At 71.7% G+C, this 15043-nt stretch carries 1 protein-coding gene and 1 pseudogene; both read left to right on the plus strand.

Annotated elements, in window-relative coordinates; translation table 11 throughout:
* Positions 1–18: 18 nt before the first annotated feature.
* Positions 19–13902, plus strand: a pseudogene (locus tag ACFXB5_RS24745) (SDR family NAD(P)-dependent oxidoreductase); the annotation flags it as partial.
* A gap of 123 nt (positions 13903–14025) precedes the next feature.
* On the plus strand, positions 14026–14871 hold the full coding sequence (locus tag ACFXB5_RS24750; protein WP_385211574.1) for an SAM-dependent methyltransferase: 846 nt from the start codon (positions 14026–14028) through the stop codon (positions 14869–14871).
* Positions 14872–15043 lie beyond the last annotated feature (172 nt).

The raw sequence follows: 15043 nt of genomic DNA on the forward strand, positions 1-15043 counted from the left end.
GATGAGGTGTTCGCTGAGGTGGCGCTTGGGGAGGAGCAGCGGGCGGAGGCGGGCCGTTTCGGTCTGCACCCGGCACTCCTCGACGCCGCCCTGCACACCGCGGCATTGGGAGGGGACGACTCGGCACAGGACTCTTCCCGCCCGGGCCCCGGACTACCGTTCGTCTGGAGCGGTGTGTCCCTGTACGCGACGGGCGCGGACACCCTGCGCGTACGGCTCGCTCCCGCCGGACCGGACGCGGTTTCGCTCCTCCTCGCTGACACCACCGGGGCGCCGGTGGCCTCGGTGGCGTCGCTGGTGACCCGTACGGTGACCCCTGAGCAGCTCCGCGCCGCGCGGAATGTGACGCATGACGCGCTGTTCCACACCATATGGCGTGAGGTTCCCGCCCAGCATGGAGCCCCCGCGGCCACCGGCCGGTGGGCGTCGCTCGGGAGCGTGGCACCGCACCTTGACGCCTTGAGCGGCGCGGATGACACCACGTATCCGGAACTGACGGATCTGATCCAGGCCATGAACGACGGTATGGCTGCCCCCGACACCGTTCTGGTCTCCTTCACGGCCGATTCCGGAGCCCGCGCCGGCGACCCGGCCGAGGCACGGGGGATGGCCCATCGTGCTCTGGGCGTGGTGCAGGGGTGGTTGGGGGAGGAGCGGTTTGCCGGTTCGCGGTTGGTGGTGGTGACGCGGGGTGCGGTGGCGGCCGTGGCGGGTGAGGATGTGCCGGGTGTGGCGGCTGCCGCGGTGTGGGGTTTGGTGCGGTCGGCTCAGGCTGAGCATCCGGATCGGTTCGTTCTGGTGGATGTGGATGACGTGCCGGTGTCGGCCGGTGTGCTTCAGGAGGTGCTGTCGTGTGCGGAACCTCAGGTGGCGGTCCGTTCCGGGAAGGTCCTGGCGCCTCGGTTGTCGCGTGCCGTTGTTCCTGCGGTTTCTGCTGAGGGAGCTGGGCCGGGCTTTGGGTGGGATCCCGAGGGCACGGTTCTGTTGACCGGTGCCACGGGAACGTTGGGTGGTTTGGTGGCGCGGCATTTGGTGGCTGAGCGTGGGGTGCGGCATCTGGTGCTGGTCTCTCGGCGGGGCCGGGAGGCGGCTGGTGCGGTGGAGTTGGAGGCCGAGCTGGCCGGGCTTGGCGCCTCGGTGACCACGGCGGCCTGCGATGTCGCCGACCGTGAGGCGTTGGCGGGTGTGCTGGCGCGTATTCCGGTGGATCGTCCGTTGCGTGGTGTGGTGCACGCGGCCGGTGTGCTGGACGACGGTGTCATCGAGACGCTGACTCCCGAGCGTGTCGACACGGTGCTGCGCCCCAAGGTCGATGCCGCCTTCCACCTGCACGAGCTGACCCGGGAAATGGACCTGGCAGCGTTCGTGATGTTCTCCTCCGCGGCCGGCACGTTCGGCGGTGCCGGACAGGGCAACTACGCCGCGGCGAACGCTTACGTCGACGCCCTGGCGGCACACCGACGCGCGCTCGGCCTGCCCGCCGTCTCGCTGGCCTGGGGGTTCTGGGCCGAGCGCAGCGGAATGACGGGCCACCTGGCCGACGAGGACGTACGGCGCATGCGACGCGGCGGCATCGCCCCGCTGACGTCGGAAGAGGGCCTTGAACTGTTCGACGCTTCCGGGACCATGGCGCAGCCCGTCCTGCTGCCTGTACGCCTGGACCTCCCGGCCCTCCGCGCCCAGGCGGCGTCCGGCGCGGTGCCCACCCTGCTCGGCGATCTGCTGTCCGTTCCCACGCGTCGTACCGTGCGGCCGGCCGGCGGTGGCGCGGGCGAGTCGGAACTGTGGCGGCGGCTTGCGCCCCTGTCGGCGGACGAACAGGACGAAGTCCTGCTGAACCTGGTGTGCACCCACGTCGCTGAGGTGCTTGGCTACGCGGGGGCCGACTCCATCGAGGTGGGGCGTGCGTTCAAGGAGCTCGGGTTCGACTCGCTGACGGCCGTCGAACTGCGCAACCGGCTGAACACGGCCACTGGGCTGCGGCTGCCCGCCACCCTCGTCTTCGACTACCCCACGCCCGTGGTGATCGCGCGCCATCTGCGCTCCGAGCTGGTCGAGGCGTACCAGGGCGCCACCCAGTCGGTCTCTCCGTCCGGCGCCGCCGGTACGGGCACGCTCGCCGCCCATGACGAGCCCATCGCGATCGTGGCGATGAGCTGCCGCTTCCCCGGTGGGGTACGGACGCCGGAGCAGCTGTGGCAGCTCCTGGAGCGCGGCACGGATGCCGTCTCCGCCTTCCCGGAAGACCGTGGCTGGGATGTGGAGGGGCTGTACGATCCGGACCCGGACGCCGCGGGGAAGAGCTATGCCCGCGAGGGTGGCTTCCTGTACGACGCGGGTGATTTCGATCCTGCGTTCTTCGGGATCTCGCCGCGTGAGGCGTTGGCGATGGATCCGCAGCAGCGGCTACTGCTGGAGACGTCGTGGGAGGCGCTGGAGCGGGCCGGTATCGACCCGGCGACCCTGCGTGGCAGCCAGACCGGGGTCTTCGCCGGTGTGATGCATCACGACTACGGGCTGTTGCAGGGCCCGGGCGGTGGCCCTGGCGCCCCCAGCGCGGGCAGCATCGTCACGGGGCGGGTCTCCTACACCTTCGGCTTCGAGGGCCCGGCGGTCACGGTGGACACCGCGTGTTCCTCGTCGCTCGTGGCGTTGCACCTGGCGACGCAGGCGCTGCGGCGGGGCGAGTGCTCGCTCGCGCTCGCGGGTGGTGTGACGGTGATGTCGACACCGGGTCTGTTCGTGGAGTTCAGCTGGCAGCGCGGGCTGTCGGCGGACGGGCGGTGCAGGGCCTTCGCGGGCGCGGCGGACGGCACCGGGTTCGCCGAGGGCGCGGGGGTGCTGCTGCTGGAGCGGCTGTCGGACGCACGGCGTCATGGCCATCGGGTGCTGGCGGTGGTGCGTGGTTCCGCGGTGAATCAGGACGGTGCGAGCAATGGGCTGTCGGCGCCGAATGGTCCGTCGCAGCAGCGGGTGATCCGGGCGGCGTTGGAGAGCGCTCGGCTGTCGGCCGCTGAGGTGGACGCGGTAGAGGCACACGGTACGGGTACGAGGCTTGGTGACCCGATCGAGGCGCAGGCGTTGCTGGCGACGTACGGCCAGGAGCGGGCGGCCGGGGAGCGGCCGCTGTGGCTGGGTGCGATCAAGTCGAACATCGGCCATACGCAGGCGGCGGCCGGTGTGGTGGGTGTGATGAAGATGGTGCTGGCGATGCGGCACGGCGTGCTGCCGAAGACGTTGCATGTCGATGAGCCGTCGCCGCATGTGGATTGGTCGGCGGGTGCGGTGGAGTTGTTGACGGATGCGGTGGAGTGGCCGGAGACCGGCCGTCCCCGGCGTGCGGGTGTGTCGTCGTTCGGTATCAGTGGCACCAACGCACACGTCATCCTGGAGCAGGCGCCGACGGCGCCGTCCGACGCCGAATCCTCTGACGAGCCAAGGCCGTTGGCGCCTTCTGTGGTGCCGTGGGTGGTCTCGGGACGGTCCGAACCCGCGCTGCGAGCGCAGACGAGTCGGCTGGCGTCGTTCGCGGGGGAACGGTCGGAGCTGCCCATCGTGGATGTGGCGCTGTCGTTGGCGACGACGCGTAGCGCGTTTGAGCATCGGGCTGTGGTGCTGGCCGCTGATCGGGCTGGTCTTGTCGATGGCCTGGAGGCGCTGTCGATCGGTGATCCGGCGCCGGGTGTGGTTCAGGGTTCGGCGGTGCCGGGCAAGTTGGCGGTGTTGTTCTCGGGTCAGGGCAGTCAGCGGGTCGGGATGGGCCAGGGGTTGTACGAGGCGTTCCCGGTGTTCGCGGAGGCGTTCGATGAGGTGTGTGGGCACTTTGAGGGCGCGCTGGAGCGTTCGCTGCGGGAGGTGATCCGTGGGGACGCGGCGGGGCTGGATGAGACCACGTTCACGCAGTGTGGGTTGTTTGCGGTGGAGGTGGCGCTGTTCCGGTTGGTGGAGTCGTGGGGTGTGCGACCCGACTTCGTAGCAGGGCATTCGATCGGTGAGCTGGTGGCGGCGCATGTGGCGGGGGTGTTGTCACTGGAGGACGCGTGTGCCTTGGTGGTGGCACGTGGGCGGTTGATGCAGGCGCTGCCGTCGGGTGGGGTGATGGTGTCGGTGCGGGCGGCTGAGGCCGACGTACTGCCGCTCCTGGCCGGTCGTGAGGCTGAGGTGAGTGTGGCGGCGGTCAACGGTCCGCTCTCGACCGTGATCTCCGGTGCGGAAGAAGCGGTGATGGAGGTTGCCGGGCAGTTTGCGGCTCAGGGCGTCAAGACCAAGCGGCTGCGGGTCTCCCACGCCTTCCACTCGCCCCTGATGGAGCCGATGCTGGCCGAGTTCCGGCAGGTGGCCGAGGGGTTGTCGTACGCGCCTCCGCGTATCCCCGTCGTGTCGAACGTGACGGGCCTGGTGGCTGTCGTCGATGCGCTGTGCTCCGCCGAGTACTGGGTACGACACGTCCGTGAGACCGTGCGCTTCGCCGACGGCATGGCGGCTCTCGCGGAGGCGGGTGTGACGACCTCACTGGAGCTGGGCCCGGACGGGGTGCTCTCCGGCATGGGCCAGGAGTGCGCTCCCGACGCCATCTTCGCCCCGACCCTTCGCACCGGTCGTGACGAGGCCGCCTCGCTGCTCGAAGCGCTGGCTCACATCCATGTCCGGGGTCGCTTCGTGGACTGGGCGGCCTTGCTCGCACCGGCGCACCCCCGGACCGTCGAGCTGCCCACGTATGCCTTCCAGCGGGAGCGGTACTGGCTGGAGTCGGCCGCGGCCGCGGCGGATATGGCCTCGGCGGGGCTCGGTTCCGCGGAGCATCCGCTGCTTGGCGCCGCGGTGACGCTGCCCGACTCCGACGGATGCCTGTTCACCGGTCGGCTGTCCGCGCGTACCCACGCCTGGCTGGCCGACCATGAGGTGCTGGGGGCGGTGATGCTGCCTGGGACGGCGTTCGTCGAGCTGGCGCTGCACGCGGGCGACCGCGTCGGATGCCCCCGGCTGGAGGAGCTGACGCTCGAGGCACCGCTGGTCCTGCCCGAGCACGGTGGCGTACAGGTGCGGGTGACGGTCTCCGACGCCGATGACTCGGGGCGCCGGGTGCTGACCGTGCACTCACGCGAGGACGGCGGGGAAGGGCCGTGGCTTCGGCACGCGACGGGCGGTCTCGTGCCCGAGCCGTCCGCCTCCGATCGCGCCGCCCTCTCCGCCCTCTCCGTCTCCGTATGGCCGCCGCGGGACGCCGAACCCGTGGCGCTGGACGGGCACTACGAGCGGCTTGCCGAATCGGGGTTGCGGTACGGGCCGGCGTTCCAGGGGCTGCGTGGCGTGTGGCGGCGCGGGACCGAGGTGTTCGCCGAGGTCGCGCTGCCCGACGAGGCGGAGCAGGACCCGCGCCGCTTCGGCCTCCACCCGGCCTTGCTGGACGCCGCCCTGCACGCCGTGGGCGCCGCGGCCACCGGTACGTCGGAGGAGATCCGGCTGCCGTTCTCATGGAGCGGGGTGTCGGTGTACGCGGCGGGCGCTGCCATGCTGCGCGTACGCCTCACCCCCACCGGCCCCGATGGCATGGCGCTGTCGATGGAGGTGACGGACGGGACCGGTGCGCCGGTGGCCACAGTGGACTCGCTGGCGACGCGCCCCGTCTCCCCCGAGCAGGTCAACGCTGCGCGCGGTGCGGTGCACCAGTCCCTCTTCCAGCTGAACTGGAGCGTTCTGCCGGGCGCCGATACGCCGGTGGAGAGCGCCGTGGCCGAGGTGGCGCCGCTGGACGGCGTCGACTGGCACGACATAGCGGCATTCGGGGAGGCGATCGGCGCCGAAGGGGCAGTGCCTCCCGCGGTGGTGTGTGTGGTCCCGCCGGTGCGCGCCGCCGAGGCCGACGCGATACGGGACGTGATCCATCGGACGCTGGAGCTGGTGCGGGGATGGCTGGCCGAGGAACGGTTCGCCGGATCGCGCCTGGTGATCGCCACGCATGGCGCGGTGACCGTCGAGGACGATGAGAGCAGCCAGAACGACAACGCCGTGGTGGATCTCGCGGCCGCCGCCGCATGGGGCCTGGTACGGACCGCGCAGACCGAGCACCCGGATCGGTTCGTCCTGGTCGACCTGGACGGTGGGGATCGGGAACCGGAGCACGAGGCCGGGCGTCGGCCACTGACTCCCGGGGCCCTCTCCCTGCTGTCCGCCGCGGTGGCGAGTGGCGAACCCCAGGTGGCCGTGCGCGGCGGGCGGCTGCTAGCGCCCCGCCTGGGCCGAGTGCGGACCACCGGGACCGCCCCGGCTGCCGAGACCACCGGGGCCACCCCGACCGCCGAAGCCGTGACGCACTCGGCGGTGTCCTCGGCGGCGTGGGACGCGGAAGGCACGGTCCTGGTGACCGGCGCCACCGGCACACTGGGCAGGCTGGTCGCCCGCCACCTCGTGGCCGAGCGCGGCGTACGCCATCTGCTGCTGGTGAGCCGTCGCGGCGTGGACGCCCCCGGCGCCCGCGCGCTGGAGGCCGAGCTGGTGGCGGCGGGCGCCTCGGTCGGCTGGGCCGCCTGCGACGTGGCCGACCGGGACGCCCTGACCGCCGTCGTGAAGGGCGTCTCCGTAACGCATCCGCTGCGCGGAGTGGTCCACACGGCCGGGGTGCTCGACGACGGCGTCATCGCATCGCTGACATCGGAGCGCGTGGACGCGGTGCTGCGCCCGAAGATGGACGCGGCTCTGGCCCTGCATGAGCTGACCGAGGCGATGGACCTGTCGGCGTTCGTCGTGTTCTCCTCGGCCGCCGGGACCTTCGGCACGGCCGGACAGGCCAACTACGCGGCTGCCAACGCCTTCCTCGACGCGCTGATACGGCGCCGCCGGGCCTCGGGGCTGCCGGGCGTGTCCCTCGCCTGGGGTTTGTGGGACGAGCGCGACGGAATGGCCGGCGGGCTGGCCGAGGCGGATCTGCGTCGTATGGGCCGGGCCGGAGTGGACGGTCTGTCGCCGGAGGAGGGCCTGGCCCTGTTCGACGCGGGATGTGCCGGGGAACTGCCCGTGGTCATCCCGATGCGGCTGGACCCGGCCAAGGCACGTGGCGCCGACGGCGAAGTGCCCAACATCATGCGGGAGTTGGTACGGCCTATGGCGCGCCGGGCCGCGGCGGAGGGCACCGGTGCCGCGGGTGACCTTCGGGAACGGCTCGCCGCCGCGGCGTCGTCGGAGGACGGCGAACGCCTGGTGCTCGACCTGGTGCGGCGCTGCGTGGCTACGGTGCTCGGCCACGGTGGGGCGGCCGCCGTGGAGCCGGGCCGTGCCTTCAAGGACTTCGGCTTCGACTCGCTGACGGCGGTGGAGCTGCGCAACCGCCTGGGCACGGCCACCGGACTGCGCCTCACGGCCACGCTGGTGTTCGACTATCCGAACCCGATCGCCCTGGCCCGCCATCTCCACCAGGAGCTGACCGGCGGAGGTGACGGCGTACGTCCCGCTCACCCCTCCCTGCCCACCGGCAAGGCGGACACCGGCGAGGACCTCGTGGCGATCGTCGGCATGGCCTGCCGATTCCCCGGTGGCGCCCGGTCCCCGGAAGAGCTGTGGCGACTGCTCGCGGCGGGCGACGAGGCCATTTCCGGCTTCCCCGTCAACCGCGGCTGGGATGTGGCGGGGCTGTACGACCCCGACCCGGAGGCGGACGGCAAGAGCTATGCGCGGGAGGGCGGCTTCCTGCACACCGCCGGCGAGTTCGACCCGGCGTTCTTCGGCATCTCGCCACGTGAGGCCCTGGCGATGGACCCGCAGCAGCGGCTGCTGCTGGAGACGTCATGGGAAGCGTTCGAGCGGGCCGGAATCGACGCGACGACCCTTCGGGGCAGCGCGACCGGTGTCTTCGCGGGCCTGATGTACCACGACTACGGGTCCCAGCTCCGGAGCGTCCCCGAGGGCGCCGAGGGCTACCTCGCCACGGGTGGGTCCGGAAGCATCGCATCGGGGCGGGTCGCCTACACCTTCGGTCTCGAGGGTCCTGCCGTCACCATCGACACCGCATGTTCGTCGTCGCTGGTGGCGCTGCATTTGGCCGCGCAGGCACTGCGGCAGGGCGAGTGCTCGCTGGCGCTGGCGGGTGGTGTGGCGGTGATGTCCACCCCCGCCACCTTCGTGGAGTTCAGCCGTCAGCGCGGGCTGGCGCCGGATGGCCGGTGCAAGCCGTTCGCCGCGGCCGCGGACGGCACAGGCTGGGGCGAGGGCGTGGGCATGCTGCTGCTGGAGCGGCTGTCGGACGCGCGCCGCAACGGTCACCAGGTGCTGGCGGTCGTACGCGGCTCCGCCGTCAACCAGGACGGCGCGAGCAACGGCCTCACCGCGCCCAACGGACCGTCCCAGCAGCGGGTGATCCGGGCGGCGCTGGCGAACGCGCGGCTGTCGGCGGCCGAGGTGGACGCGGTGGAGGCGCACGGCACGGGTACGACGCTGGGCGATCCGATCGAGGCGCAGGCGCTGTTGGCCACATACGGCCGTGAACGCGCCGACGGGCAGCCCCTGTGGCTCGGCTCGATCAAGTCCAACATCGGGCACACCCAGGCCGCGGCCGGGGTCGCGGGCATCATGAAGATGGTGCTCGCGATGCGGCATGGTCTGCTGCCGCAGACGCTGGGCGTGGACGAACCGTCGTCGCACATCGACTGGACGGCGGGAGCCGTCGAACTGCTCACCGAGGCCAGGCCCTGGCCCGAGACCGGCCGCCCACGCCGGGCGGGGGTTTCCTCCTTCGGCCTGAGCGGCACCAACGCGCACATCATCCTCGAGCAGGCGACGGCTGCCGAGGGTCAAAGCTCCGAGGAGCCAGGGGAGTTGGCGCCCACCGTGGTGCCGTGGGTGCTGTCGGCGAAGTCCGATGCCGGTGTGCGTGAGCAGGGCGGGCGACTGCTCTCGCTCGTGGCCGGGGAGACCGGCCCGGCGGTGATGGACATCGGGCTGTCGCTGGTCACCACGCGCTCGGCGTTCGAGCGTCGGGCGGTGGTGCTGGGCGGTGACCGTACCGCGCTCGTCAGCGGCCTGACCGCACTGGCCGAGGGCCGTGAGGCGACAGGTGTGGTGCGGGGAGCCGTGGTCGGCTCCGACACCCGTGCGGCCTTTGTCTTCCCTGGTCAGGGGTCTCAGTGGGTGGGGATGGCGGCGGGGTTGTTGGAGTCTTCGCCGGTGTTCGCGGAGCGGTTGGGTGAGTGTGCCGCGGCGTTGGCGCCGTTCGTGGACTGGTCGCTGGGCGATGTGCTGGGTGATGCGGCGGCGCTGGAGCGGGTGGATGTCGTGCAGCCCGTGTTGTGGGCGGTGATGGTGTCGCTGGCTGAGCTGTGGCGTTCGTATGGTGTGGAGCCCGCGGCGGTCATCGGCCACTCGCAGGGTGAGATCGCGGCGGCGTGTGTGGCGGGTGCGTTGTCGTTGGAGGATGCGGCGCGGGTGGTGGCGTTGCGGAGCAAGGCGCTGCGGGCGTTGTCGGGGCTCGGTGGGATGGTGTCGGTGTCGCTGCCTGTGGAGGCCGTGCGGGAGCGGCTGGGCCGGTGGGGTGAGCGGTTGTCGGTGGCGGCGGTGAACGGGCCCTCGGCGGTCGTGGTGTCCGGTGACACGGACGCGTTGGACGAGCTGCTGGCGGCATGCGAGGCGGACGAGATCCGGGCGCGTCGCATCCCGGTGGATTACGCCTCGCACTGCGCCCATGTGGAGGAAATCGAGGGCGAGTTGCTGCGGGAGCTGGCGGGGATCGCTCCTCGCTCGTCGTCGGTGCCGTTCTACTCCACGGTCACCGCGGGTGTGCTGGACACCACGGGGCTGGACGCCGGGTACTGGTACCGGAATCTGCGCCAGACGGTCCGTTTCGATGAGACCGTACGCGCCCTGTTCGCCGACGGTTTCCAGGTGTTCATCGAGGCCAGCGCCCACCCGGTCCTCACCATGGGGGTGGAGCAGACGGCGGAGGACCATGGCACCCGCGTCACCTCCGTCGGTTCGCTGCGCCGCGACGAAGGCGGCCTGGAGCGTTTCATGACCTCTCTGGCCGAGGCTTACGTGGGCGGCGCGTCCGTCGACTGGGCGGGGACGTTCGCGGGGACGGGCGCGCGGCGCGTCGCTCTGCCGACGTATGCCTTCCAGCGCACCCACTTCTGGCTGGAGTCCGAGGCCATCGACGTCACTGGCGATGTTGCATCGGTGGGGCTGGATTCGGCGGGGCATCCGTTGTTGGGGGCCGCCGTGCCACTGCCCGACTCGGACGGTTTCCTGCTCACCGGTCGGCTCTCGCTCCGTACCCACCCTTGGCTCGCCGACCACGCGGTGGCGGATGTCACGCTGCTGCCTGGCACGGCCTTCGTGGAGTTGCTGATGCGGGCCGGTGACGCGGTCGGCTGCGAACGGGTGGACGAACTGACCCTGGGAGCACCGCTGGTGCTGCCAGAGCGGGGTACGGTCCGGCTACAGGTCGCCGTCGGCGGTCCTGACGAAGCGGGGCGGCGCTCGGTCGGTGTGTACGCACAGACGGAGGACGGCCCCTGGACACAGCACGCCACCGGTGTGCTCGGCAGCGGCGGCACCTCGGCGGCGGCTGCCGACCGCGCCACTGAGCCGGAGGCATGGCCCCCGGCCGGTGCTGAGGCGGTGGATGTCGGCGGGCTCTACGAACGGTTCGCACGGACCGGGCTGGGCTACGGGCCGTCGTTCCAGGGGCTGCGCGCCGTCTGGCGCAAGGGCGACGAGGTCTTCGCCGAGGTCCGTCTGGCGGAGGAGGCACGGCAGGACGCCGAGCGCTTCGGCCTCCACCCGGCCCTGCTGGACGCCGCGTTGCACGCGATGGCTTTCGGCGGCTTCGTCCGCCTCCCCGAGCCCGATGGCAACGTCCGCCGGGACGAGGGGTCCGGTACCGGACGGGTCCGGCTTCCGTTCGCGTGGAGCGGAGTGGCGTTGCATGCCACCGGCGCGTCCGCGTTGCGGGTGCGGCTGGCCCCGGCCGGGGCGGACGCGGTATCGCTGACCGCGCTCGACGAGTCGGGGCAGCCGGTGGCCTCGGTGGCTTCGCTCGTCACCCGTGCGGTCGCCCGCGACCAGCTCGGTGCGGCGCATGGTGCCTTCCACGAGTCGCTCTTCAGCCTGGAGTGGACGGCGCCCGCGGCCGTGTCCCCGTCGTCCGGCGCTCCCGGCCGTTGGGCCGTGCTCGCCGAAGGCGACCCGGAGCTGTCGGCGGCGCTCAAGTCGGCGGGCACGACCGGTGCCCTGGCCGAGACGCATGCGGATCTGTCCGCTCTGGGAGAGGCCATCGAGGCGGGGCGAACGGCGCCGGATCTGGTGTTCGCCTCCGTGTCCTCCCTCTCTCCGACCGCCGAGGCGGTGCGTGCCGTGGCACCGTCCGTGGAAGCGGTGCGTGCCGCGGCGCACCGGGCGCTCGCGCTGGTGCAGTCGTGGCCGGCCGATGAGCGGTTCGGACGGTCCCGGCTGGTGCTGGTCACCCGTGGGGCGGTCGGTGTCCGGCCCGGGGAGCCGCTCGCCGATCCGGCCTGCGCGGCGGTGTGGGGACTCGTGAGGTCGGCGCAGTCGGAGAATCCCGACCGGTTCCTGCTGCTCGACCTGGACGACCAGGAGGCGTCGTTCGCCGCCCTGCCGCAGGCCCTGTCGGGCGACGAGCCGCAGCTGGCGGTGCGTGGCGGCGCGGTGCTGGTGCCACGGCTCGCCCGGGTCCCGGCGGCCCGCGCGGCCACGTCCACGTCGGGCGGGGAGCGGGACGACGAGCCCGCGGCCACCCCGCTGTGGGACCCGGAGGGAACGGTCCTCATCACCGGCGCCACGGGGGTGCTGGGCTCCTTGGTGGCGCGTCACCTGGTGGCCGAGCATGGCGTACGCCATCTCCTGCTGACCAGCCGCCGGGGCCGCGAGGCCACGAGCGCCGCCGAGCTGGTGGACGAGCTGACCGCGTCGGGGGCTTCGGTGTCCCTGACCGCCTGCGACACGGCCGACCGCGCCGCGCTGGCGCGGCTGCTGGCCACCGTACCGGCCGAGCATCCGCTGACCGGGGTGGTGCACGCGGCCGGTGTGCTCGACGACGGGGTGATCGGGTCGCTGACCCCCGAGCGCGTCGACACGGTGCTGCGGCCCAAGGCCGATGCCGCCATCAACCTTCATGAGCTGACGGAAGACCTGCCGCTGTCCGCGTTCGTGTTGTTCTCCTCGGCGGCGGGTGTGTTCGGTGGCAGTGGCCAGGCCAACTACGCCGCGGCAAACGCGTTCCTGGACGCGCTCGCGCAGCGGCGCAGGGCGCGGGGGCTGCCGGCGGTCTCCCTGGCCTGGGGGCTGTGGGCCGAACGCAGCGCCATGACGGGGCACATGGACGACAGCGACGTTGAACGGCTCAACCGGGCGGGAGTGACCGCACTGTCGTCGGAGGAGGGCCTGGCGCTCTTCGACGCGGCGACGGCGCAGGTGCATGCCCGGGTCGCCCGGGCCGGGGACCCCGGCTCGGGCGAGGGCACCGATGCGAGCGGTGGCGGCCGGCCGGAAAGCGTCACCGACGTGCACCCGGGAAGCACCACCGATGCGAACCCGCTCCTGATACCCATGCGGCTCGACATCGCCGCCCTGCGCGTGCAGGCCGCCTCTCTCGGCGTCCCGCATCTGCTGCGCGGGCTGGTCCGGGTCCCGGCCCGGCGCGCCGCCCACAGCGCCGCCTCCGGCTCCGCCACCGGCGCCGGGGGAGTGGAGCCGATCGGGCAGCGCCTGCACGGGCTGTCGGCCAGGGAGCAGACCCGGGTCCTGACCGAGCTGGTGCGCACCCATGCCGCCACCGTGCTCGGCCATGACTCACCGGACCTGGTGGAGGACGACCACGCCTTCCTCGAGCTGGGCATCACCTCGCTCACCGCGGTGGAGATCCGCAACCGGCTCAACCTCACCACCGGTCTCAACCTGCCCGCCACACTGCTCTTCGACCACACCACACCCGCGGCGCTCGCCGCCCATCTGCGCATCCAACTGGCCCCCGGCGCTCCGGACTCCGCATCCCAGGGCGAAGCGTCGGCCACGGGAACCGCACACCGGGCCACCACCGCCGCTGTGGCCACGCCCCCCGGCGCGGCCAAGGCCGCCACCGGCTCGACGATCGAGGAGCTGTACCGGCAGGCCTGCGCCGATGAACAGTACGTGGCGGGCACCCAGTTGCTCATGGCGGCGGCCCGGCTGCGCCCGTCGTTCCGTACGGCGGCGGAGCTGACCACCCCGCCCAAGCTGGTGCGGCTCTCCAAGGGCAGTACGGCGCCGGGACTGGTGTGCTTCCCGTCGCTGGTCGCCATCTCCGGGCCGCGTGAGTACGCCCGCTTCGCGGCCGGGTTCCGGGGCCGCCGCGATGTCTCCGTGCTGCCCGAGCCCGGCTTCGGCAAGGGGGAGTTGCTTCCGGCGAGCGTCGACGCCGTCGTGGAGATGCAGGCGGAGGCGGCGCTGCGCTGTGCCGGGGAGAAGCCGTTCGTGCTCGTCGGACGCTCGTCCGGCGGCTGGATCGCCCAGGCGGTCGCCGGGCGGCTGGAGGCGCGTGGCAGCGCGCCCTCGGCGGTCGTTCTGCTGGACACCTATCTGCCGCGCAGTGAGGCGTTGCCGTGGATCCAGACGAATCTGTCCGGCAAGATGTTCGACCGGGAAAAGATGTTCGGTGTGGTGGACGAGGGCAGGCTGACCGCGATGGGCGGGTATCTGCGTCTCTTCTCCGACTGGGCGCCGACACCGATCGACGCGCCGATTCTCACGGTGAAAGCGGAAGAATCCTTTCCGGGATCCGGGGAGGGGAACGACGAGGAATCGGCTTGGGGCGCCACGCTCACCCGTATCGACGTTCCCGGCGACCACTTCACCATGATGGAGGATTTCGCCGGTGTGGCCGCCGAAGCGGTCCTCAACTGGCTTGCGGAGAACGTGTGATTCGCATTGCCTGACATCCTGATAGGCTCGCGCTCATTCGAAGCGCGGAAGAAAAAACGGGGAAGGCGCTCGCGGATTCCTGATGTCGCCGAAACCTTTTCCATTACTGCGGGAGGAAACATCATGACGTCCAATGTCAGCGCGGTCGGCGAGCGGGTCGGCGAGTTCTACGACCAGCTGGTGGGCATGTTCGACGCCTCGCTGTACGGCCCGAACATCCATGTCGGCTACTGGAACAGCCAGGAGGACAGCACCACCCTGGAGGACGCCGCCGACCGGCTCACCGACATGATGATCGCGCGGCTGCGCATCGGCGCCGGCTCCCGGGTCCTGGACATCGGCTGCGGCTTCGGCGGGCCCGCGATCAGGCTCGCGCAGAAGACGGGTGCCGAGGTGGTGGGCGTCAGCGTCAGCCGTAAGCAGGTCGAGAAGGCCAATGAGCTGGCCGAGGCCGCCGGGGTGAGCGGCAAGGTCACCTTCCAGTACGGCGACGCGATGGACCTGGCCTTCGATGACGGCTCCTTCGACGCCATCTGGATGCTGGAATCCGTGATGCAGATGCCCGACCGGGCGGCGGCGCTCGCGGAGGCCGCCCGCGTGCTGCGCCCCGGCGGGCGGCTCGCGCTCACCGACAACTACGAGCGCGAGGAGATATCCGAGGAGCGGCGGCCGATCATCGAGAACATTCTCCAGCGGTACCTCACCCAGCCGCCCGCGTCTTTCGAGACATACCCGGCGATGCTGCGCCAGGCCGGGCTGCGCTGTACGGAGCTGCTCGACGTCAGCGAAAGCACCACCAAGCAGTCGGTCCGGCGGCTCGGTGAGGCCATGGCCCAGAACATGGAGCAGCTGGCGTCCAAGGTCGACCCGGAGGTCTTCAACAAGTTGAAGCCCGCCGAGGGCGAGAACATGGAAATGCCCGAGCTGGGTTATCTGATCGCCACCGCGCGGCGCCCCGAAAGCGCGTAAGTTCTCGGCGCCGGAAATCCAGGTTCTCGGCGCCGGAATTTCCCGGTTCTCGTCAGGGAGCCATTCAGGGGCGGGTCGCCACATTACGGCCCGCCCCTCGGCGCGGAGGGGACCGCGACCGACCCCCGGGGCCACGCGGTGCGGGCGTCGCATGGCGCGTGGCGTCGCCTAC

Source organism: Streptomyces sp. NPDC059455 (assembly GCF_042750115.1).
Lineage (GTDB): Bacteria > Actinomycetota > Actinomycetes > Streptomycetales > Streptomycetaceae > Streptomyces > Streptomyces endocoffeicus.

Coding starts and splice junctions, on each gene's coding strand:
- ACFXB5_RS24750 (WP_385211574.1), top strand. CDS start 14,026: ATGACGTCCAATGTCAGCGCGGTCGGCGAGCGGGTCGGCGAGTTCTAC.